This window comes from Roseitalea porphyridii (genome assembly GCF_004331955.1).
GTDB classification, from domain to species: Bacteria; Pseudomonadota; Alphaproteobacteria; order Rhizobiales; family Rhizobiaceae; genus Roseitalea; species Roseitalea porphyridii.
On record NZ_CP036532.1, the window covers coordinates 1,165,974 to 1,187,975 of the forward strand.

Below are 22,002 nucleotides of genomic sequence, written 5' to 3' on the forward strand. Positions count from 1 at the left end.
AACGGCCGGCGGTGGTCCTCCGCCGCCGGCCACAACCAGGAGGTACGATAAGATGAAACGCCGAACGCTTCTTCTTGGCGGCTCCGGTCTGGCGGCGCTCGCCGCCGGCGGCCTTGGGGCCTGGCGCATCACCGCCGCCGATGACGCCGCCGTAGGCCAAAGCGGCTTCGCCGTGACCCGCACCGAGGAGCGGTGGCGGATGCTCCTGACCGACGCCGAATTTCAGGTCATGCGCGAGATGGGCACCGAACGCCCCTTTTCGAGCCCGCTCAATGCCGAGGACCGCGCCGGCACCTATCTGTGCAAGGGGTGCGCGCTGCCGGTCTATGCCTCGGACACGAAGTTCGAAAGCGGCACCGGCTGGCCGAGCTTCACCGAGGCTTTGCCGGATGCGGTCGGCACGCAGGACGACGATACCCTGTTTGCAACGCGCACCGAGGTCCATTGCCGCCGCTGCGGCAGCCATCTGGGCCATATCTTCGATGACGGCCCGCCGCCCACCGGCAAACGCCACTGCTTGAACGGCCTTGCGCTGCAATTCCTGCCGGCGTGAGCGCGGGTCCGCCGGTCAGTAGGGGGTTCCGTCCTTGCGGGTGAAGACCCATCGCCCCGCATCGTCGAGCGTCGCCGTCAGGTCGTCCTCCGGATAGGTGACCGCATCGTCCGGCGTCCGGTCGCCGATCTCCAGATAGACGACATCGGCACCCGTCCGGTTGACCAGACGATGGGCCTGCCCGCCGGCCGGAAAGCCGGCGCACATGCCCGGCGCCAGCGCGGTCTCGCCGCTCTCGGTGACGAGCGTCGGGTTCCCCTCGAGCACATAGACGAACTCGTCCTGCCGCGAATGGCCGTGCAGCAGGGCGCTTTCGCCGCCGGGCGCGAGCCGGGTCAGGTTGACGCCGAAATTGGTCAGCCCGAACAGATCGCCGAGCGGCCGCTTGTCGCGGCCGGCCATGCGGCCGGCGAAAGGTTCGGGATAGTTCGACTTGCGGCCGCGCGGCGGCGCGCTCGCCGCTTCGATGGCGGCCGGCTGCGGCTTGTCCTGGCTCACATCGCGTCTCCGGGTCCGGCAAGACTAGGGAACGCACGGGCGCGCGCGGCGTTGTCGTGGCGCAAACGCCAAGCGAGGAGCCCCATGCGCAATATTTTCTACATCATCGGCGTCGTGGTCGTCATCATCGCCGTCCTGTCGCTGGTCGGACTGGTCTGACGGACCTTTTCAAGCCCGCTCGTCCTTCGGCGAGCCCATCACGACATAGGTGGTGATCGAGCGAACCTGCGGGATCGCGCCGAGCACGTCGGCGTGGAACCGCTTGTAGTCGGCGATGTCGGCGACCTCGACCCGGAGCAGATATTCGATCATCCCGGTCACGTTGTGGCACTCGCGCACCTCCGACGCGTGCGCGATGGCGCGTTCGAAGTCCTCCTGCGCGGCCTTGGAGTGCTCGGCGAGCCCGACGCCCACATAGGCCGCGAACGTCTTGCCCACCTTCGATCGATCGGTCACCGCCCGGTAGGCGGTGATCACGCCCGAACGCTCCAGTTCCTGCACGCGCCGCAGGCAGGCGGAGGGTGACAGGTTCACGCGCGCGGCCAGATCGATATTGCTGATCCGACCGTCGCGCGTCAGAATGCGCAATATTTCTTCGCTCTTTGGATCGAGTGTGTTCATCGATTGCGCACTTTGCGCGGTCCACACCGAAAAAGAAAGCACATTGCTCCATTTGCGGTGCACCATTGCGGAATGGACCCGCAGTTGCTCATCGCCTTTGCGACCTTCGCCTTCGTCTCCTCGATCACGCCGGGGCCGAACAATCTCATGCTGATGGCGTCGGGCGCCAATTTCGGTCTCAGGCGAACCATCCCGCACATGCTCGGCATCGGCATCGGCTTCACGGTGATGATCGTGCTGGTCGGCATCGGCCTGATGGGCCTGTTCGACGCCGTGCCCGCAAGTTACACCATTCTGAGGATCGTCTCGGTCGCCTATCTGCTCTGGCTGGCCTGGAAGATCGCCAACGCGGCCGCGCCCGGGACCAGGGGCCGGGCCTCCGGCAGGCCGCTGACGTTCCTGCAGGCGGCCGCGTTCCAGTGGGTCAACCCGAAGGCGTGGACGATGGCGCTGACCGCGATCACCGTCTATGCGCCGGACCGCAGCCTTGGCGCGATCGGGCTCGTCGCGCTCGTCTTCGGCCTGATCAACCTGCCGACCGTCAGCACGTGGACGCTGATCGGCCAGCAGATGCAGAAATTCCTGACCGACGAACGCCGGCTGCAGATCTTCAACTGGACCATGGCGGCGCTGCTCGTCGCCTCGCTCTGGCCGGTGCTGGCCTGACCGGGCTCGCAGAACGGGCGTCCCTGGCGCTGGCGGCGCTACGGCCGGTCCTCTTGGGGCTCGTCCGCCGCCCTGTCCGAGCGCGGATTGAGGACCAGCGTCTGCGGCGTCGAGAACCGCGCCGTCAGGATGCGCACGAAGCGCTCGCGGGTGTCCGACGGTGCGCGCTGGCTGATCCTCCAGGCGGCAAAGGCGATCAGCGCCAGATGCGCCCCGGCCGTCGTCCAGAACATGCCCTCGGGCCCTGCCACGTTCATCACCACGCCGGCGACCAGCGGGCCGATGATCGAGCCGACGCCGAACAGCAACAGCAGTCCGCCCGCCGTGCGCAGGAAATCGCCGTCCGGCGCATGGTCGTTGGCATGGCTGATCAGCAGCGGATACATGGTGTGGATGAAGGCGCCGAAGAAGGTCGCGCCGATCAGGATCGGCACGATCGCGCGCGGGCTGACCGCAACGAACCATGCGGCCGTCACGATCGCGGCGGCGCACACGGCGATCAGCACGTAGCGCCTGTCCGTTCGGTCCGAGGCGTAGCCGACCGGCACCTGCGCGGCCGCGCCGGCAAGCAGCGTCGCCGACACGAAAATGGCGATCGCCGTGACGCTCATGCCGATCTGGTTGCCGTAGACGGCCGCCAGCGTGCCGAACGCCGAATTGGCGATGCCGACCAGGAGGATGCCGGCGACCGCGACCGGCGAGTTGCGCCACAGCTTGGGGATGTCGAGAGACACCTTGGTCAGCGGCGCCGGCTGCTGGGTGGCGTAGAGCGCCGTCGGGATCAGCGCCAGCGCGTAGAAGATCGCGCCCAGGACGAAGAACGTCGCCGCCGACGTGTCGCCGAGCGGCAGCACCATCTGGCCGGCCGTGTTGGCCGACAGATTGACCATCGCGTAGAGCCCGAACACGCGGCCGCGCGATTCCGGCCCGCTGCGTTCGTTGAGCCAGCTTTCCATGATCTGCTGGGCACCGGCGAAACAGAAGCCCGACAGCGCCCTGAGCGGCACCCAGGCGATCGGATGCATCAGAAGCAGCGACAGCAGGATCGCGACGCCGGCGAGCGCGGTCATCGCGCCGAACGCCCGGATATGCCCGACCCGCTTGACCGTGCGCGGCACGATCAGGCAGCCGAGCACGAAGCCGATCGCCCAGCCGGTTCCCAGAAGACCGAGGGAGAAGGCCGAAAAGCCCTCCTGCGCGCCACGAACGGGAAGGATGAGCCCGTTCAGCCCGCCCGCGAACATCAGCGAGGCGGCGCCGAGCAGCAACGGGCCGGTGGACGTGGGCAGTGTGGGCATGATTGTCACCCATGCCAGCGACCGCGCCGTCCGGCAAGTGAAACCTGACCGGGGCGACCGGCCGGGCGACGGCGAAACGGCCTATTGGAAGGCGGTCTCCGAAAAGCTTCTGAGTTTCCGAGAATGCAGCCGTTCGGGCGGCATCTTGGCGAGCGTCTCCATCGCCTTGATGCCGATGATCAGATGCTGGCCGACCTGCGTGCGGTAGAAGTCCGAGGCCATGCCCGGCATCTTCAGTTCGCCATGCAGCGGCTTGTCGGAAACGCACAGAAGCGTGCCATAGGGCACCCGGAAGCGGAAGCCGTTCGCCGCGATCGTCGCCGATTCCATGTCGAGCGCGATCGACCGCGACTGGCTGAGCCGCTTGACCGGCCCGCGCTGGTCGCGCAGTTCCCAGTTGCGGTTGTCGATCGTCGCGACCGTGCCCGTGCGCATGATCCGCTTGAGATCGTAACCCTTCAGGCCGGTCACCTCGGCGACGGCCTCCTCGAGCGCCACCTGCACCTCGGCCAGCGGCGGCACCGGCACCGACAGCGGCAGGTCGTCGTCGAGCACCGAGTCCTCGCGCACATAGGCATGCGCCAGAACGTAGTCGCCGAGCTGCTGCGTGTTGCGCAGGCCCGCACAGTGGCCGAGCATCAGCCAGGCGTGCGGGCGCAGCACCGCGATATGGTCGGTGATCGTCTTGGCGTTGGACGGGCCGACGCCGATGTTGACCATGGTGATCCCGCTGCGATCGGACCGGGTGAGATGGTAGGTCGGCATCTGCGGCAGCCGCGAGGGCGGCGCGCCGCTCTCGGGCTCGGTCGCGCCGGCGCGCGTGACGATGTTGCCAGGCTCGACGAAGGTTTCGTAGCCCGAGGCCGGATCGGCGATCTGCTGACGGGCGAACGCGCAGAACTCGTCGATGTAGAACTGGTAGTTGGTGAACAGCACGAAGTTCTGGAAATGCCAGGGGCTGGTGGCGGTGTAGTGCGACAGCCTGTGCAGCGAATAGTCGACCCGCTGCGCCGTGAACGGGGCGAGCGGCGAGGGCTGCCCCGGCGCGGCCTCGAAATCGCCGTTGGCGATGTCGTCGTTGGTCACGTTCAGGTCGGGCACGTCGAACACGTCGCGCAGCGGCCGGACGAGCCGGTCGGCCTTGGCGCCGTCGACATAGGTGCCTTCGAGAAAGGCGAAATGCAGCGGGATCGGCGTGCCCGACTCGCACACTTCGACGGCCACGTCATGATTGCGGATCAGGAGACCGATCTGCGTTTCAAGATAGCTGCCGAAGAGATCCGGCCGCGTCACGGTCGTGGCGTAATGGCCGGGCTGGGCCAGATGGCCGTAGGCGAGGCGTGAATCGACCTGGTCATAGGTCGCCGTCTTGACCGATATCTGCGGATAGTAGGCGCGCACCCGCGCGTCGAGATCGCCCTTTTCGGTCATCTCGGCGAACCGGTCGCGGATGAAGGCGGTGTTGCGCTCATAGAGCGCCCGCAGGGCGGCAACCGCCTCGGCGGGATCGGTGTAGAATTTCGGCCGTTCGGGCGGCGGCGTCAGGAAACCCGCCATCTCCGGGCCAAGGCTGGGATGTGATTCGTTCGTTCTCTTGTCCATGCATCATCATATACGGGCAGATCATTGCACGCAAAAGACGTCCGATGCCCGAAGGCGCGTCGGCTCAGGGGCGCATCAGGCTGACATAGAGAACGAAGCCGACGCCGCCGCCCTTGCGCGCGCCCTCGTCGGCCTGCGCGACGGCGAAGCCGGCGAGCGGCCCGATGAACAGGCCGGCCAGAAGCGCGGCTCTCGCGCAGGTGCGCACGGTGCCGAGCGTCCGGCGGGTGATGGTGTTGGTCGCGCTCATGAGATGCCCCTGACGAACTACTTGCGCGGGATCGCGCAGGCGCCGGGGCGTTCGAAGACGCACGGCACCGTCGATTGAACCTTCCAGGAATAGGCCGGCCCGCTGGCACGCTCGATCATGCCGATCATCGCAAAGGCGAAGATCATCGCGATCAGACAGATGATGGTGAAGCGGCGTGCGAGCATCGGTTTCGTCCTTTCCCGACGCCCACACTAGCGGTGTGCCGCTGAACCCATGCTGAGATCGGCGTTCAGCCAGCGTTCAGATAGGTAAACGCCGCTTATGGCTTTGCGCTGGGCCGGCCAGCGCCTATGTGGAGGGCACAAGAAGGGAGTGCCCGATGCCGCAACAGACCGCGCCGATAGAGCTTCACTACTGGCCGACGCCGAACGGCTGGAAGATCACGATCATGCTCGAGGAGCTGGGCGTGCCCTACGAGGTCCATTATGTCGACATCGGCAAGGGCGACCAGTTCAAGCCGGACTTCCTGAAGATCGCGCCCAACAACCGCATGCCGGCGATCATCGACCCGGAAGGCCCGGGCGGCGAGCCGATCTCCGTGTTCGAATCGGGCGCTATCCTTCAATATCTGGGGCGCAAGTTCGACCGCTTCTATCCGGCCGACCCGCGCGCGCGGACCGCCGTCGACGAGTGGCTGTTCTGGCAGATGGGCGGGCTCGGCCCGATGGCCGGCCAAGCACACCATTTCCGTCAGTACGCGCCCGAGAAGGTACCCTACGCGATCGATCGCTACACCAACGAGGTCAACCGGCTCTACGGCGTCATGAACACGCGCCTTGCCGACCATGACTTCCTCGCCGGCGCCTATTCGATCGCCGAAATGGCCTGCATCGGCTGGGTCGTGCCCCATGAGCGACAGGGGCAGGATCTGAACGATTTCCCGCACCTCAAGCGCTGGTTCGAGGCGATGCACGACCGTCCCGCCGTCGTGCGCGGCCTTGCCGTCGGCAAGGACCGCCGCGAGCAGACGAACCTGCGCGACGACAAGGACGCGCAGGCCATCCTGTTCGGTCAGAAGGCCCGGTAGGGGACGGGCGCCGGGCTTACTGGCGCTGCCAGTCCTCGCCGCGACAGATCAGGCCCCCGGCGACGCAGCCCTGCAGCTTCATCGTGTTGCCGTTGACCCTTGCCTTGCCGCGATAGGTCTTGCCCTCGGCGAGGTCGGTGATCTGGCCGTCATAGTTGCTGCCGCCGCCCGAGAGCCGGCCGATCGACTGGCCGGCATATTCGCCATTGCGCACGGTGCCGCAGAACTCGGCGCCGCACGGCGCAAACCGCACCAGCGTTCCGGTGCTCGGGCGCAGCCACGTGCCCTCGATGGGTTCGGCGGCGAGCGCCGGCGTGGTGATCATCGCCGCCGCGGCGGCAAGTGCGAGAATCGTCGTCTTCATCTGGTCCTCCCGATGGTCCGGCAGTGCGGGCTGGTTCGGCGCACTATGATTGACGCACACGTAAAAGTAAACCGAAACCATGTGCCGCCCTGTGACCCCGCGCCGTGGCGGGTCTGGCGTCGCGAACGGCGGCCGGCGGTCACCATTTGCGCCATCGAACCGTTGGCCACGGTTAGCGAATGCTTGCCGCCCGCGCGGTGTATGGTCCGTGAACGCGCGGCTTTTCCCGTTCATTTGCAGCGGCTTGGCTGCTTAACGAACGGTTCGGTTTACCCCCTGTTTTTGTTTCGTTTGCGCCCCATTAAGCACCCTTGTTTGCCAGCCGTTGAAACGCGGGCGGCATGCTCCTCCCCATCGAAGGCGCGGAAACGAAACACGGCGCCAGTGGAAAACAGGGTTACGCTAGAGGGGTTCGACATGGCACGCCTTGAAATCGAAAACGCGGACTTCGCCGGCCTCGGCGCGAACGCAAACGCCGACATTCTCTTCGAGATGGGTCTGGCCTGCGCCACCGGCCGGGACGGCGAGACCGACCTGGTCGCCGCGCACAAATGGTTCAACATCGCCGCCATCAAGGGTTCGGCGCGCGCCGGCGCTCTGCGCGCCGAGATCGCCGAGACGATGAGCAAGGCCGAACTGGCAAAGGCGCTTCGCGACGCGCGCGAATGGATGACGCGCCACTGACATCGGAGCGGCCGGCCGCATGACGGCTGGCCTCCGCCATTCAGCGGGTGGGCGCCGGGCAGGGGACGGCGCTTTCGGGGACCGCTGATCGGGCCGCGCGCCATGGGGGCAGGGCGCGCGGCCCCATTCCCTTTGCCGCCGCCCGAAGCGGGCGATCAGCTCACCCCGACATAGCGGCCCGGCTTGTGATTGACGCCGAGGATCAGGTTGAACATCACGGCCCCGGCGACAGACCAGATGATCCCCTGCCAGCCGATCACCAGCGCCGCGCCGGCGAGGATGACGGCGTCTATGCCGAGCTGGACGTAGCCCGCGCGCAGGCCGCGCGTCGACTGCAGCCAGTAGACCAGGATGTTGATGCCGCCCAGGCCCGCGCCGTGCCGGAACAGCGCCAGAAGTCCGAGGCCGATCATGATGCCGCCGATCAGGCCCGCGAAGGCCGGCTCGAGCGCCGCGATGTCGATCAGGGCGGGGTAGGTTCGGACCAGAACGCTCATCAGCGCGATCGCGCAGAAGGTCTTGATGACGAAGCGCCAGCCCATGCCGCCGACGGCCAGCGCATAAAAGGGTAGGTTGAGCGAAAAGAACAGCACCGAGAAGTCGAGCCCGGTTGCATAGGACAGCGCCAGCGCGATGCCGGCGACGCCCGAAACGACAAGCTCGGCCTGCTGGAACAGGAACACGCCGAACGAGACGAGCGCCACCCCGATCGTGATGGCAAAGACGTCCTCGGGCAGCGTGTGCCGGCTGGGCCGGATCATCATCACGTCCGGCGGCTTGCGCGTGCCCGCCTCGGACGCGCCCGTGCCGGATGCGGTGTCGGTGTTCATCGGATCGGGACCCTTTTCGTGTTTGCCCGTCATGATGGCCCAGATCACCGCCGCAGGGTGCGGCATCGGCGCGTCGCGATCAACCCGTCCCGCGCGCGGTCTCCAGCGCCGCGGGCAGGGCGGCCGCGAACGCTTCGAGTTCCTCGGCGCGGCCGACGCTGACCCGGATGCACCGGTCGAGCCCGGGCGCCATCGGCTTGCGCACGAAGATGCGCGCCGCCATCAGCGCCTTGAGGACGTTCATGGCGAAGGCGCCGTCGCCGCCACAGTCCAGCGCCACGAAATTGGTGGCCGAGGCGATCGGCACGAGCCCGGCGTCATGCCCGATCGTGGCGATCGTCTCGCGCGCGGCCGCGATCTGCGCGACCGTCTCGGCCAGCCAGAGCCGGTCATCGAGCGCCGCCCGCGCGGCGCGCTGGGCGACGAGATTGACGCCGAAATGGTCGCGCACCTTGTCGAACGGCGCGATCAGGTCGCGGTGGCCGAAGCCATAGCCGCACCTGAGGCCCGCCAGCCCGTAGGCCTTCGAAAAGGTGCGCAGGCGCAACAGGTTCGGCCGGGACGTGTCGACCGGCGGCAGCGTGCCTTCGGGCGCGGTCTCGCCATAGGCCTCGTCGAGCACGATCAGCGTGTCCTCGGGCACCGCATCGAAGAAGCGTCCGAGCGCGGACGCATCCCACCAGGTGCCCATCGGATTGTCGGGATTGGAGACATAGACGATGGCGGCCGCCGCGTCGCGGGCCGCAGCCGCCAGCGCCTCCAGATCCTCGTGATCGTCGCGATAGGGTACGGTGACCAGATTGGCGCCATGGCCGGCGACGTGGAAATTGAAGGTCGGATAGGCGCCAAGCGAACTGACGACCGGGGCGCCGGCACCGGCGAAGATGCGCACGACCAGCCCCAGCAGCCCGTCTATGCCCGGCCCGACGACGATCTCGTCCATCTTCGTGCCCAACTCCATGGCGAGCCGCTCGCGCAGGGGCCAGCATTCGGGATCGCAATAGCGCCACGCATCGCCCGAGGCCGCCTGAATGGCCGTCATCGCGGCGGGAGAAGCACCCAGATTGCCCTCATTGGCACCGAGCCGGGCGAGGAAGGGCCGGCCGGTGTCGCGCTCGGTGCGCTCGGGCGCGACGAACGGGATGGTCGCCGGCAAGGCCGCGACGAGCGGGGTGGGGCGGGGCGGCATCGGCGCGGCTCCTGCGGGGTGCGATCGTGCGCTGATAGCAGATTTTCCCGCTGCGGTAAGCCGCACGGCGACGACCGCCCGCGCCTGCGCGGACCAGGTCGTGTCAGGCCGCCGTGCCCGCCGCAGCGGGAGGCACGCCACCGTGCAGCCCGCCATCCTTGCTATCGCGCGGTCGGATCCCTCGTCGTCCCGGCACGCGGCCACAAGACAGAGTGCATCCGAAGTCCTGGCACGCGCCCACCAGGCAAGGTGCGCACCAAGCCCCGGCATGCCGCCGCCGGGCAGGATGCTTCCCAAGCCCCCACGCCGCCGCCGGACAGGTGCGCCCCAAGCCCCGGCACAGGGCCACCACGCACGGTGCGCACCTCGCCTCGGCAAGACGCCGCCGGGCAGGGTGGACCTCAAGCCCCCCACGACGCCGCCGGGCAGGATGCGTCCCTCGTCTGGGCGGCGGCAGGAGACCGAATTTGCGCTGTTTCCCTTCGAAGACATCTGGCGCGGAAGTTGGCCGCCGGTCTTCCAGGGCCTGTGCCTGGGGCGGGGCGGGCCTTGGCTGTCCGTTTTCGAAGGCGCATGCCGGCGAAGGCCGGATGGGTGGCGTCGGCGCTTTGACGGGCCGGAAAATCGTGATAGGCGGATTGCCGCGCGGAGAGGTGGCCGAGTGGTCGAAGGCGCTCCCCTGCTAAGGGAGTATACCCCAAAAGGGTATCGAGGGTTCGAATCCCTTCCTCTCCGCCATTGCTCGCCGAGTTCACCAGTGATTTGAAGTGGTTATGGGATTGGTGCCCGTGTGCGCCCCACATTTTGCCCCACATTGCAATGTGAATCATCCGCCCCTTCGTTCTTGCGAGTTCGATAAAGCCCCGGCGAGGACTAAGCTCATCTATTCGCTCCTTGGCTAAGTGCTAAAGACCTTCTGCACTTCGTCGCCGAAATGGTTGATCACCTTCACGCAGATGAGCCCGCCGTCCGGGCGCGGGAAGGGCGCGGAGACGGTGGTGTGCAGCGTCGCCCATGCTTCCTCGTCGATCTCGGCTTTCAGCGCGCGTTTGAGCGCCTTGTAAGGATCGCCTGATGCGCCGCCGAGGAAATAGGCCTGACGCACGAAGAAGCTCTCCTGATCATAATCATCGTCGATGAACCAACAGGCGATGTCCTCGGCCGGATCGTTCGACGAGTTCACCTCGCCCGTGGTCGGGTCGAAGATGTCGACGCCCTTGATCTCCACCTCGATCTGGCCCTCGCCCGCCTCGCGCACATCGATGTCCGGCTCGCCGAAGACGACGAACAGGTTGCCCGCGCCGGTGTTCTTCAGCTTGTCGCCCATGCGGATGTCCTGATTCATCCGCGCCTTCAGCACCTTCAGACGCCCGAAGTTGAGCATCGAGTCATCCACCTCTGGGGCGAACTGAAAGCCGCAAATGATCAGGATATCGAAGGCGTCGCGCGCCTCGCGAGCCGCGTTGCGGACGAATTCATAGCCGACAGCATCATATTCCGGGCCAATGGCAATGGCCGCGCGCCGGGTCGCACCACGTTCCTCGTAGCGCCCCTCGAAGGCGACGTATCCCTTGCCGGGCCATGGCTCGATGCAACCGAATTCCAGCCGCTCGCCCTTCTTGGTGTTCTGTACGCCCGCCGTCTTCAAGTGCTCCATGACGACTTCGGCAAAGTCTGTCTGCTCTTTGGGCAGCATCCGGGGTGGCAGATCGCCTTCCTCGTCGCGTAGCATGTCGAGAATGCCGAGATCGTCCTCGGACGGTATGACGCGGTAGGGCGACAGGCTTTCCACTGTGAAGGGTCCGGCGACGCGGACGACCTTCCTATCCTCATAGGGCTGGTCGTAGAGGAACTCGGCGTTCCGGTTGCCCTCGCGCTCGATGGAGGCGTCGATGGCCTGTTGCCGGGCGATGCGCGCGTTCCAAAAGGCTTCGAGTGCGGTCTTCGCTGCAATCGGCCAGCTTTCCGGTGCATCGCGCGGCACTTCCCATTCCATGAAGCCGTTTGCGGGTGCCAACTCACCGGACGGCATCTCAACGTCACCAGCGGCGGTGAAGTCGATAGCCTTGTCCGCGCGTCCGCCGGTCGTAACGGGGAAGGGTGTTCCATGGCCCTTCAGACTGTCATTGAGGGATGCCAGCGCCGTTTCGACGGCGGGGTGATAGTCATCCCACAGATCGTCGATCTCGGCATTGTTGGCCATAACAGCGGATGTGATTCTTGGAATGCGACGGTAGACAAAGCCAAGCGATAGATCGGGTCTGTGCCCCGCCCGGCGCACCTCGGCCAGCCGGTCGGCATGGGCGGCAAGGCCAGTGATCTCTGCTTCCTTCTCCAGCCCCGCTTCGGAATCCTTGAGATGGTAGAAGGGATAACAGGCGTCCATCAGACGCGCTCGAGCGAGCGCCAGCGCTACACGAGACGTATCCATGGTGATCCAGCGGCGCCCCCATTGCTCGGCAACATAAGCGGTCGTGCCTGAGCCGCAGCTTGGGTCCAGGACAAGATCCCCGGGGTCGGTACTCATAAGAATACAACGTTCCACCACCCGCTCGTTGGTTTGCACAACGTATCTTCTGTCGGATGCGCCCCCAAAGCCGCTCCACCAGTTCGAAACGGCTTGCATGCCGAAGTCACTGAATTTTCTGATGTACCTTATCTGTTTGTCGCCCACGTAGAGTCGGTCAGAGCGCGCAAGACGAGACATGCCGCTCTTTGTGCCCTGGTCCGGGTGGGCTGTATGTTTCCAGCAGTTGCCCTTTGCCAAACCCGGGTCGAACAGCCGACCCTGGTAGGGGAACAGGTGACTCTGATTAATCCGAACGCCTCCAGCGACGATGTTCTCTGACGTGAACAACTCAGAGCTTGGATGCGCGCGAGTCACTTCGGATGGTCGAATGGCATATAGCGAACCGACAGCGTCTTGCTTGGCCAAAGCCGCGATGGTTGTGAAAGAGCCGTCCAAGAGCCGAACATTCTTGAAGTCTTCTGCAATCTCGCTTTCATCGGATGGAGCTTCAAAAAGTGCATTAAACTTTGCTTTTCCCCGGTCTTTGAAGAACCAAACGATGTAATCATTGATTTCCTCAATGAATCCTGCCTTTTGCCCTCCCTTCTTTTTAACTAGCAGCAGCGCAACCCGGTTCTTCTCCCCAAACACCTCATCCATCAGCGCGCGGACGCGGTGTACGTTCTCATCCCCGATCTGCACGAAGATCGAGCCGCTCTCGGTGAGCAGGTCGCGCGCCACGGTTAGTCGGTCGCGCAGGTAGGAGAGGTAGGAGTGGATGCCGTCCTTCCAGGTGTCGCGGAAGGCCCGGATGACCTCCGGCTCCCGGCTGACATAGGCCGCCTTGTCATCCATGTTTCGCGAGCCAGTGGTCGCCTGCCAGTTTGAATTGAAGCTGATGCCATAGGGCGGGTCCATGTAGATGCACTGCACCTTGCCGCGCAGGTTCTCGCGCTCCGCGAGGTTCGCCATGACCATCAGCGCATCGCCGAGGATCATGCGGTTCTGCCAGTTCTGCTCGTGGGCATAGAACTCGGTGCGGGCTTCAAGGTCGTCCGGCCTGCCGTTGAAATCGGCAAACAGGTCCGGCATGTCGGCGGAAGCCTCACGCCTCGCCGCGGTCTCGCGTTTCAGCCGCTCGATGATCGCGCGCGGATGGATCTTTTCCTGAATGTAAACAGGGGGCGCATCGACATAGAGATCGGTCGCGTCCTCGGCATCCCTGCCGCGCCAGACAAGCTGCGGATCAAGGTCGGTATTGCGCGGATAGCGCAGCTTGATTGGCCGCGCCTCGTCCTCCTCCACAAAGCCCTGCTGCTCGGCCGTGGGGATCATGGTGCGCTTGGCGGCGTCGTGCTTGTAGTTTTCAACGTCCTGCGGTTTCGAGGGTTTCTTGGCCATCTTGTTATTCCTCTGCCCGCGCTTCGGTGGCGTGGATCAGGACGGCCTGTTTCACGCGGAATTCTTCTGTCATCATCTCAAGGCTTTTCTTGCTCAAATCGCCCAGCCGGTAATCGCCGCTCCACGACATGAACGCACGCGTCATGAAGCCGTGGAGGCTCTGGCGGCGCATCTGCGGTATCAGCTCGGGCGCGGTGTTCACCATCGATCCCGCCCGCAAGATCGAGATGCCAGCGGGTGAATAGAGCCAGACGTAGGCCTCGGAGGTGGTACGAAGCATGTCTTCGCACTGACCGAAAACACGGTCCGATTTCGAGAAAGGTGGCTTGCTGAACAGTTCGAGGTCGATGTGGTCGACCATCTTTGCCTGGATCAGGTAGCCTTTCGAGACGTCGAAGCCCTTGCCCGACATGCGCAGGACCAGGCCCAAGTCTGCCCCAAAGCGACGTTCTTCCGACTGAGGGCCGCGCCAAGGGAGCTTTCGAGTCTCAACGCTCCAAGTCATGCCGCCGACAAATGCACCATCGACGCTGCGCTCGATCCTGTCGGCCATACGCGAAGTGAAGTCGTCCTCGTCGTGAACGGATCGGCCAATGCGTCCGCAAAGATCATCGGTCTGCGACACGATCTGTCCGACAACAGCTTGAATGCCTTTATTATATCCGTGGAACATGCTTGCCGCTTCCAGTCACATGCACACGCCGCAGGTCGCCGCATCGTCATAGCCAAGCCCATCGAGGTATGTTCTGGCCGCTTCAATATCGGGGAAGGGTCGCCACTCCCCCGTGCTGCGGCTGTCCACGCCCTGCGTGCCTTTACCGAAGTTGCAGTAGCCACAAGACGGGCGATGCAGTCGGGCGCGCTTATGGACCCAGTTGCGATAAACCCAGTATTCGCCGGCCTCCGCTTTAGGTGGAGTGCTTTCTGGTTTAACGTCGTCGCGCTGCAAGCCCTGCATCGCTCTGACAAACAAGTTGATGGTGCGCAGTGTGTCGTCAGTAAAGTAGGCGCGCTGATGCCGGATACTGTTGGCGATCTCGGCCATGATGGACTGGAAGCTCCAAAGCTCAATGCCCGCCCTCGTGGCGGCTTCCTCGGCTTCGGGCGTCCAGTCCCAAGTGACAACGACCTTGTGTGAGTTGTCGTCGGTGAAGCCGTATTCTCTCAGCTTCGCGGCGATCTGCGGTTGGCCGAATTTGCGTTCGACGAAAAAGCCCACTGTGCGACGCTGGCCGGCCTTCTGGACGCGCTGGTTGTGCTTTTCGAGCGAGAATTCCTTGGCTGTCAGTTTCGAATAGCTTTGCGAGCCGGAGACGGTTGTCTCAATGTGGTAGCGCCCGAGGTTGACCGGGTCGATGGCGATCAGATCGATCTCGAACTGCCCGTCGCAACGCAGATTCGGTATAGTCGCCCATCCCTTCACGTAGCGCACATATGCTTCGACGATCTTCTCCGTGGTCTCCATCAGGCAGCCACCTTGCTTTGGCCGGCTATGAGAAGGCCGCGAACCCCGCCCGCGAACGTGTATGGATTGTCGAACTCCACGAAAGCCCAACGCCCGAAGCGACCAAGCGCGTTGACGCCCGGCACCCAGCGGGTCGCCATGGTGTCAGCCTTGGCCGCGTCCGGCTCGCCGCGCCGGCCCTTCACCTCGACGACGAGGTTCAGCGGATTGTCGGGACCGTGGCCGTCATCGAGGGAGAGGATGTAGTCGGGCCGGTAGCGGTGGGTCTCGCCGCGATACTCATACGGCACCTCGAAGCCGAGATTGTGGTTCTTCACATAGGCGCGGCAAACGTCCGAAAGCTCGCGCTCGATGGCTTCGGCAAAAGCTTTCTCCCAGTCCTGATCGGCGACGACAAACTCGACGTGGCAGAGGTTCGGATCGGTCTTGAACAGGTCAGCCTTCGAGGTTGCGAAATCGACGAAGCGGGTGGAGCCTTCCTCGTTGTAGGGATTGGGGATGGCTCGGACGAATTCCTGTGCTGACGACGGCGCACAGGCCCGCGCGATGCGCTCGGCCGCCTTCTGTGCCAGCGGACGCCAGAGGAACAGCCGCTTCATCGCCTCGCGGTTCTGGCCGTAGCAGGTCAGGCATTCATCGAACCAGCGCTCGGTGATCTTCAGCAGTTCGCCGAAGCGGTGGAGCGGGATTTCAGGCGCCGGTGACCGGTCCGGTTCCTCGCCGGGTGTGAATGCCTTGGGCTTGGAGTCCTCGCGGATGTAGCGGCGCAGCGTGTAGCCCGCGACGGCGTAGTAGACCGATTTCATCCGCTGGGTCTCGTAATTGTCGAGGGTCAGCTCGATGCCCTCGCCGACGATGGGTTCGACATCGGTCGTCGTTGGGATGTCGTCCGGCGTGACGGTGAGTTTGGAATCATCGGTGAAGTTCGCCACCAGCGGCCCCGGCGGATAGGCAACGCGATAGCCAGAGATGTTGGGGAAGCGGATTTCGCAGGCCGCCCGCTCGGGTAGCGCGCGAACCCGCGTCATGCGTGGCGGTGGCGTGATCTTCGCCGGCGACGGGCTTTGCGTGAAATCGAAGGGCACGCCCAACACATCGGCATATTCGGGCAACAGCTTGCCGTCCGCGCCCGGCGTGTAGCTGACCCGGCGAAGGCCGCGACCGACGACCTGCTCGCACAGAAGCTGGGTGCCGAACGCGCGCACGCCGAGAATGTGGCTGACCGTGTTGGCGTCCCAGCCTTCGGTGAGCATCGACACTGAGACGACGCAGCGGATGTCGCCGCCGAGCTTGCCGGTCTGGCCGACGGTGTTCATCACCTCGCGAAGGATTTGCGCGTCCGCTAATTTTTCCGCCGCTGCCGCACCGTCCCGCCGGGCGACTTCTGCGCGGAACTCTTCGATTTCCTGCGCTGCCGCCTTTCGGAAGTCATCGGGCAGGGAGTCGCCCGCTTCCAGCGCTTCGCTGTCGAGGAGGACCGTGCGCGGGCGATCCCTCCAGCCACCATTTTCATGCACATTGGAGAAGAGCTTCAGCTTGCCCTCGACCAATCGGCTTGTCGTTTGGTCGCCAACGGTCTGGCTGCGCTCATAACCGGAAATAAAATCGTAGATCAGCTTGGATGTCGCGGTGTTGTTGGCCACGACGATGAAGACCGGCGGACGGTCGATGCCCGCGTCCTCCCATTCGTCGAACGTCGTTTCGTAATGACGGTAGAGCGCTTCCAGCGCACCGCGCAGAAGCTCTGGCAGTTCCTCGGGGTCGAGTTCGTTCGCCGTCTTGCGCCGCCCCTTCTTGGGCAACGCGTTCTTGGGCAGATTGGCGTAGAGCGCGCGATATTTCGGCATGTCGCCAGAGACGGCATCGTCCAGCACTGGCAGGCGCGGCGTCTTCACGATGCCGCATTCGATGGCATCCATCAGCGTGAAATCGGAGACGACCCACGGAAACAGTGTGCCTTCCGGGTAGCCGGAGCCGCGCAAGAAGAATGGCGTGGCGGATAGGTCGTAGACAGCCTGAACACCGAGCTTGCGGGAGACGGCTTCCACGCCGGAAATCCAGACGCGGGCGGCCTCGTTGTTCTTTTTCGCCTCGTCCGCTTCCTCGCTGTCGAGCTCGCGTTCCTCGCTGTCACCTGGCTTCTCGCGATAGCAATGGTGCGCCTCGTCATTCAGGACGATGACCCGCTTCAGGCCCATGAGCTTGCCCGCGACCCGATGGATCATCTGCCCTTCCGTTTCGAGGAATTTTTTCGGCTCCTCGCCCCGGTCTGCGAGGAGCTTCCTCGCCTCCGGTTTCACGGCCATCGTCTCGCGAAGCTGGAAAGCGTGGTAGTTGGTCACCACCACCCGCGCCTTGCGCAGATCACCCAGCATCTCCGGCGGCACGATGCGCCGCTTGGGGTCTTCGAAGTAATTGCCGTTTTCCTCCGGCTGGAGCACCCGAAGCCGGTCGCGGATGGTGATGCCGGGCGCAATGAGCAGGAAGCCGCGTGTGAAGCGGCTGCTGGTCGGACGGCGCGCCGCGTTGATCGCCTGCCAAGCAATCAGCAGCGCCATGACGGTCGTCTTGCCCGACCCGGTCGCCATCTTGGCCGCGATGCGGAACAGGCCCGGATTGGCCGTGTCGTTCGCTACGATCAGTTCTTCGCGATAGGATTTCGGCGCGACCTCGGTTAGCCAGATGATCGTCTCGACGGCTTCCAGCTGGCAGAAGAAGAATGGGAACTCGCGCACAGACCTGTCACGCCACCAACGCAGAAGGCGTTCGGTCTCCGGGGTGACGTTCCATTTCGAAGGTGGCAGGGCGCGCCAGCGGTCGACCTCCGGACGGACCAGTTTGACCAGAGTGTTTTGCGTTGCGATCTTGTCGGCACCCAGGTTGAGCTCGTCTTGATTGTTCGAACGACGCGGTGCGGCAACGGGAACCACATAGCCCGGGTCGCGCCTGCCTTGTCTCACATCCCTGGTAGGCTGCCCCTTCGAGTCGAGAACCCAATGAGAAGTTGGCTCGGAAAAGGGGGTGTTCAGTATTGGACTTTGCTCAAATGAAGACATTCGAATGACGCTTAGTCGCCTCCCCGCGCACGTCGCAAGGCTCGAATCAGTAAATCATTGTAGCTCACAATGAAACGGTGCCTGGCGCGCTCCGTTCACGAGGGCGTCCGCTGTCGTTTCGCCTTCATTCGGGTGGCAGACCGGTCCCGGAATGTCGTCTTCGGTGTCGGTGGTGCTGTTCTCAAGTGCGAGATATCCGTTCGCGTCGGATTCCATGTGGTGCGGCGAACTCACTTGCTGTGCCTGAGACAGCCAAGGGCCGCGAGACGAGATGGATGCATCGTCAACGCGCTTCAGGCCATCAATCGTCGTGATGATACCCTCGTTGGTCCGACAACGCCTTTGCAGCAACGATTGATGCGCGACTTGCGCATCGGATCACCGATCACCCTTTTTGTCGGAGCAGTTCCTGCGCGCGGCGGTTCACTTCCGCCTCGAAGGCGTCCTTCTCGGCCTGCCGTTGGGCGTGCAGCTCCACCATAAACGCCCTCCGAAACTTGCCCCGGTTCTTGTCGGGAAACGCCTGCCTGACGAACCATACAATCAAGAGGAAGCACCCAAAGATCGCCCATTGACTGCCACCGCTGTAGCCGATGGCGAAGCCGACCCATCCGGTCATGGCGGCCAGCCAGATGAAAAACAGAAATCTGATCATCATTCTCTCCGGGCGACTTTAGTCCCGATCTGCATCAACCAGATGCCAAGGTGGCGGCGCAAATGGCAGCCGCGTCTCGAAAATCCAGACTCTGCTGCTTGTATACCGGGCTACCGAGCACAAGCGCACATTGCAGCACTTGCATTTCGGTTACCCCGTTCATGCCTGTGCGCAATGCGACCAACACATCACCGATTTCGTAATAGCTGCTGGACTGCTGCGGCATGTCATACCGATGGGCGGCTTCAACGACGAGGCGTCGAATGTGCGAAGCCGACGCGTTGCCCAAGAACACGTTCTCCAACTTCTGGAAGACGTCATGGGATTGGGCGAACGCCGTGCCAGGCGTGAAGATGGTGATGCAAGTCAGCGAAATCATGGTGGCCACGACCCAACTGCGTCGGTGAGCCCGACGGCTCCTTCTTCGCATGCTCTTTGATGCCTTCTTTTTCATTTCCGCTCCGCTCCGCTTAGGAACTCGGGTGAGGATTGCTGTGAGTACGATGTTAAACCCTTAGTATTGAAAAAACCCTAATCTAAATCCCTGCCGTCTCCCCGCAGCGCCTCTAAAGCTGCCGTGGGAGATTGCTTTGTCCGATCTGAAACGACGCTTCGGCCACCTTGTTGCTGCACACCGCAGGCGGTCCGGCATGACGCAGCAGCGGCTTGCCGAGCTCGTCGACGTAAGCGTCGACACAATTTCGAAAATTGAGACAGGCGCGTCAGGAGCTCGGTTTGCTCTTATCGAACGTCTTGCTCAAGCACTATCAGTTGATCCCGCCGAATTGTTCACGACCGAGATTCCGAGCGGAATCCTGCGAACGAAGGCCTACGCCGAATTGGCGGCACGACTCGCCAGGCTCGATGACAATGATCTGCGTTGGATTTCCGATCTGATCGACGTCGCGCTACGCTCCAAACACTGAGCATCGCTACAGAACCGCCCCCGCCGCGTTGTCTGTGAAGAGATCGCCGTCACGTATGTAGCGCGCGAGCATGGCGTCGTTGGCGTGACCGGTTTGCCCCCGGATTTTGAGCATGGATGCCCCGGCCATTGCCGCGCTGGTGGCAAAGCCCGCGCGCAGGGAATGACCGGAATATCCGGCCGGATTGATGCCGGCTTGGCGAAGTCGTGTCTTCAATATGATGGAGACGGCCTCGCCCGAGAGCCGCTTGTCACGCGTTCGCCCGTGTCGATCCATGACGACGAAGATCGGGTCGCGGTCAATCGCCGAATTATCCAGCCAACCTTCGAGCGCCTTGACAGGGCAATGGCGGGTTCGGCCGAAGGGGATGCCGATCTTGCGCCCCGCGCCGTCCTGATCGGTCTTGGAGCGCCGTAGCGTGATGACCATGCCCTGGCGGGCAAAGTCGATGTCCTCGGCGTTCAACCCTATGAGCTCGGATCGGCGGAAGGCGCCTGCAAAGCCGAGCAGGAGCAGCGCACGGTCACGCACGTCTTTCGGCCGATCTCCCATCCGTTCGAGGACGGCGAACAGATCGTCCCGCAATAGCGGCTTGGCCTCCACCTGGGCGGTGCCGTTGGTTCGCCTGATCCCGCGCATCGTGGCCTTGACCAATTCGGACTTGGTCGGGTCGGCGAGCCCGCGCGCACGATGTGTCTTGCCAATGGCGGCAAGCCTTCGCGCGATCGTCGAGACCGCATGCGTCTGAGCCAACAAGGCGATGTAGCCTGCGATCATCGCATCAGTTGAGGGGATGGTTCCCCCCACGCCTCATAGGCGGCCATGTCCGCCTTGTAAGCCCGTTTGGTGGCCGGGCTGAGGGATTGGGAAAGGAAGGATTGGACGGCTGTATCCGTGGATATGGGCGGAAATTGCCCCGAGTTTGCTTGGCCCTGTGAATTTGCAATTGATTGCACTGGGTTTTCTATGCGCCGATCAGTGCAATCAATTGCAAATTCTGCGGCACCCTCGTCTCGATTTGGTTCACGCATCGGCGTTTCCACGAAAGTCGTGATAATTGGGAGTTATAGCGAGTTAGCCGTGTTTGCGGCTTCGGCTCGGATTGCATCCAGAAGCGGAAGATCGGAGCGCATCTGGTTTAGGATTAGGTCGGCATCGGAACCGAACCGTGCGCTGACAATCGCAGTCGCTCTGTGCCGTAGGTCCGCTCCGGTCGTCCAGACCAGCCGCTTCTTCAGCAGACTGCTATCGGCATAGAACAGCAGCAATCCGAAAACCGAGCGCCGCTCATCGACAGCGATGTGATTGCGGACAAGGCGCGCCGTTTCAGATGGTCCTTGCAGGAACCGGCGCATCGCCCATTGCCCCTCGCGCGTGAACTGATCAAGGGCGAACAACGGAATTCCGAACGCGTCGTCAGTCTTGAGCGGCGGAATGGCATCGTCCCGCACTTGCCATCTTGGCGCTTGTGGGGATGGGCAGGTGATGTCCCCCACGTCGTCAAGCGAGCGCCAATCTGCAAGAAGCAGGGGAATGAAAGCGCAGATGATCTCGCCCGTCTTGGCATATCCGGCCCGAGCGATCTCGACCAGCGTATGCGGCCAACCCAAATCGATCATCAGATCAAATGTGGCCTTTGGTTGCCCTCGTCTGACGGGTAAACCGGTCACGCCCTTTTGTTGCGTACCCAACGCCAGCCACAGTGCAGAGGTACGTTCTTCGATAGGTATTTGGCTATCCATCACGCAGGCCATCAGGTCGGGCAGCGGCCAATCGAACCTCTCTTGCATGAAGCGGCTAATCTCCGATGAACCTTCAATTGTTGTATAGCTATCGTCACTGGCTCGACATTTGGGTGACGCGGCCAGTTCCTTCGCCATGAAGTGGACCGCTGTCGCTGCCATTCCCCGCTGTTCATAGGTTCGACGAAACTGAGTGGCGGCGGTCGCCTGTGCAATCAATTGCAAATTGGCGATGCCGACATCCTCGAAGGCTATGATGAGCAGCCGCCGCCAAAGGCGATCTGGATCGATGCGCAGCATGTGATCGGCGGCAGCCATTGCCCATTGTGTCTGTCCACGCCGGATCGATTTCTGCAGCAGGCTCGCTGCCAACCACGGGCTGACCCGCCGATTGAGTGGTCTCGGTGGCGCAGCGCCGGTCGTGCCAGCAAGAGCTGCATCCAGTTCCTGTTTGATGTCGTTGAAAAGCGCAGTTCGGCCCACGGTTCACCTCCTGTTTTTCCAGGGGGCAGACCAAATCGGGCGATCCCATCATTATCGTAGCTGATGGCGGGCGGGAACCAAGCGGAAAGCGCGCGATAAGGCCATGTTTGTACTTCCATTGTCGCACTGAAAATTCCATTCAAAACAATGACTAGACCGACC

Annotated in this window: 22 protein-coding genes and 1 tRNA gene; 6 read left to right on the forward strand and 17 right to left on the reverse strand. The window is 63.6% G+C overall.

Annotated elements, in window-relative coordinates; genetic code table 11:
- The first annotated feature begins 52 nt into the window (after positions 1–52).
- Positions 53–553, forward strand: coding sequence for a peptide-methionine (R)-S-oxide reductase MsrB (gene msrB, locus E0E05_RS05645; RefSeq protein WP_131615830.1), 501 nt, complete (start codon positions 53–55; stop codon positions 551–553).
- 15 nt (positions 554–568) lie between these two features.
- On the opposite strand, the gene E0E05_RS05650 is transcribed toward msrB, so the two are convergent.
- Together E0E05_RS05650 and E0E05_RS05655 are read right to left on the reverse strand one after the other, a co-directional pair.
- Positions 569–1,051 (reverse strand): cupin domain-containing protein, encoded by a 483-nt coding sequence (locus tag E0E05_RS05650; protein WP_192900444.1) that lies wholly within the window; start codon positions 1,049–1,051, stop codon positions 569–571.
- Between the two features lie 168 nt (positions 1,052–1,219).
- Positions 1,220–1,672 carry an Lrp/AsnC family transcriptional regulator gene (locus E0E05_RS05655; protein ID WP_131615831.1) on the reverse strand — a complete coding sequence of 151 codons (453 nt, stop codon included), beginning with the start codon at positions 1,670–1,672 and terminating at the stop codon, positions 1,220–1,222.
- A gap of 72 nt (positions 1,673–1,744) precedes the next feature.
- Here E0E05_RS05655 and E0E05_RS05660 point away from each other — a divergent pair, with 72 nt between their 5' ends.
- The gene (locus tag E0E05_RS05660) at positions 1,745–2,338 is read left to right on the forward strand and encodes a LysE family translocator (protein WP_131615832.1); all 594 of its coding nucleotides are present in this window, start codon (positions 1,745–1,747) and stop codon (positions 2,336–2,338) included.
- A gap of 38 nt (positions 2,339–2,376) precedes the next feature.
- On the opposite strand, the gene E0E05_RS05665 is transcribed toward E0E05_RS05660, so the two are convergent.
- From E0E05_RS05665 to E0E05_RS17475, 4 genes are all read right to left on the reverse strand, one after another.
- On the reverse strand, positions 2,377–3,636 hold the full coding sequence (locus E0E05_RS05665) for an MFS transporter (protein ID WP_131615833.1): 1,260 nt from the start codon (positions 3,634–3,636) through the stop codon (positions 2,377–2,379).
- Positions 3,637–3,717: 81 nt separating this feature from the next.
- Positions 3,718–5,238, reverse strand: coding sequence for an AMP nucleosidase (locus E0E05_RS05670; RefSeq protein WP_473665498.1), 1,521 nt, complete (start codon positions 5,236–5,238; stop codon positions 3,718–3,720).
- Positions 5,239–5,302: 64 nt separating this feature from the next.
- A complete protein-coding gene (locus tag E0E05_RS05675; RefSeq protein ID WP_131615834.1) occupies positions 5,303–5,488 on the reverse strand; it encodes a hypothetical protein in 186 nt (61 codons plus the stop codon).
- Positions 5,489–5,505: 17 nt separating this feature from the next.
- Complete coding sequence (locus E0E05_RS17475; RefSeq protein WP_192900445.1) at positions 5,506–5,673, reverse strand: hypothetical protein; 168 nt, start codon at positions 5,671–5,673, stop codon at positions 5,506–5,508.
- Positions 5,674–5,828: 155 nt separating this feature from the next.
- On the opposite strand from E0E05_RS17475, the gene E0E05_RS05680 reads away from it, so the two are divergent.
- Positions 5,829–6,536, forward strand: coding sequence for a glutathione S-transferase N-terminal domain-containing protein (locus E0E05_RS05680; protein ID WP_131615835.1), 708 nt, complete (start codon positions 5,829–5,831; stop codon positions 6,534–6,536).
- A 16-nt stretch (positions 6,537–6,552) separates the two neighbouring features.
- On the opposite strand, the gene E0E05_RS05685 is transcribed toward E0E05_RS05680, so the two are convergent.
- On the reverse strand, positions 6,553–6,900 hold the full coding sequence (locus tag E0E05_RS05685) for a DUF2147 domain-containing protein (RefSeq protein WP_131615836.1): 348 nt from the start codon (positions 6,898–6,900) through the stop codon (positions 6,553–6,555).
- Between the two features lie 417 nt (positions 6,901–7,317).
- Here E0E05_RS05685 and E0E05_RS05690 point away from each other — a divergent pair, with 417 nt between their 5' ends.
- Positions 7,318–7,584, forward strand: coding sequence for a sel1 repeat family protein (locus tag E0E05_RS05690; RefSeq protein WP_131615837.1), 267 nt, complete (start codon positions 7,318–7,320; stop codon positions 7,582–7,584).
- Between the two features lie 155 nt (positions 7,585–7,739).
- Here E0E05_RS05690 and E0E05_RS05695 read toward each other — a convergent pair whose 3' ends face one another.
- Both E0E05_RS05695 and E0E05_RS05700 read right to left on the reverse strand, forming a co-directional pair.
- A complete protein-coding gene (locus E0E05_RS05695; protein WP_244597961.1) occupies positions 7,740–8,447 on the reverse strand; it encodes a YitT family protein in 708 nt (235 codons plus the stop codon).
- A gap of 46 nt (positions 8,448–8,493) precedes the next feature.
- Complete coding sequence (locus E0E05_RS05700) at positions 8,494–9,603, reverse strand: pyridoxal phosphate-dependent aminotransferase (RefSeq protein WP_158629281.1); 1,110 nt, start codon at positions 9,601–9,603, stop codon at positions 8,494–8,496.
- Between the two features lie 647 nt (positions 9,604–10,250).
- Here E0E05_RS05700 and E0E05_RS05705 point away from each other — a divergent pair.
- Positions 10,251–10,341: transfer RNA gene (locus E0E05_RS05705), tRNA-Ser, on the forward strand.
- A 160-nt stretch (positions 10,342–10,501) separates the two neighbouring features.
- On the opposite strand, the gene E0E05_RS05710 is transcribed toward E0E05_RS05705, so the two are convergent.
- From E0E05_RS05710 to E0E05_RS05735, 6 genes are all read right to left on the reverse strand, one after another.
- Positions 10,502–13,513 carry a site-specific DNA-methyltransferase gene (locus E0E05_RS05710; RefSeq protein ID WP_131615839.1) on the reverse strand — a complete coding sequence of 1,004 codons (3,012 nt, stop codon included), beginning with the start codon at positions 13,511–13,513 and terminating at the stop codon, positions 10,502–10,504.
- Between the two features lie 4 nt (positions 13,514–13,517).
- Complete coding sequence (locus E0E05_RS05715; protein WP_131615840.1) at positions 13,518–14,186, reverse strand: hypothetical protein; 669 nt, start codon at positions 14,184–14,186, stop codon at positions 13,518–13,520.
- A gap of 15 nt (positions 14,187–14,201) precedes the next feature.
- Positions 14,202–14,978 (reverse strand): hypothetical protein, encoded by a 777-nt coding sequence (locus E0E05_RS05720; protein ID WP_131615841.1) that lies wholly within the window; start codon positions 14,976–14,978, stop codon positions 14,202–14,204.
- Entirely contained in the window at positions 14,978–18,034 is a 3,057-nt protein-coding gene (locus E0E05_RS05725; RefSeq protein WP_131615842.1) for a BPTD_3080 family restriction endonuclease, read from the reverse strand. The genes E0E05_RS05720 and E0E05_RS05725 overlap by 1 nt, the downstream gene beginning before the upstream one ends.
- A 385-nt stretch (positions 18,035–18,419) precedes the next feature.
- On the reverse strand, positions 18,420–18,689 hold the full coding sequence (locus E0E05_RS05730; protein WP_131615843.1) for a hypothetical protein: 270 nt from the start codon (positions 18,687–18,689) through the stop codon (positions 18,420–18,422).
- Positions 18,690–18,723: 34 nt separating this feature from the next.
- The gene (locus tag E0E05_RS05735; RefSeq protein WP_131615844.1) at positions 18,724–19,077 is read right to left on the reverse strand and encodes a hypothetical protein; all 354 of its coding nucleotides are present in this window, start codon (positions 19,075–19,077) and stop codon (positions 18,724–18,726) included.
- 202 nt (positions 19,078–19,279) lie between these two features.
- On the opposite strand from E0E05_RS05735, the gene E0E05_RS05740 reads away from it, so the two are divergent.
- Positions 19,280–19,615, forward strand: a complete 336-nt coding sequence (locus E0E05_RS05740) for a helix-turn-helix domain-containing protein (protein WP_131615845.1) — start codon at positions 19,280–19,282, stop codon at positions 19,613–19,615.
- A gap of 6 nt (positions 19,616–19,621) precedes the next feature.
- Here E0E05_RS05740 and E0E05_RS05745 read toward each other — a convergent pair whose 3' ends face one another.
- Positions 19,622–20,392: a site-specific integrase gene (locus E0E05_RS05745; RefSeq protein ID WP_210215764.1), complete on the reverse strand. Its 771-nt coding sequence runs from the start codon at positions 20,390–20,392 to the stop codon at positions 19,622–19,624.
- Positions 20,393–20,679: 287 nt separating this feature from the next.
- Entirely contained in the window at positions 20,680–21,840 is a 1,161-nt protein-coding gene (locus E0E05_RS05750) for an AAA family ATPase (protein ID WP_131615846.1), read from the reverse strand.
- Between the last annotated feature and the right edge of the window lie 162 nt (positions 21,841–22,002).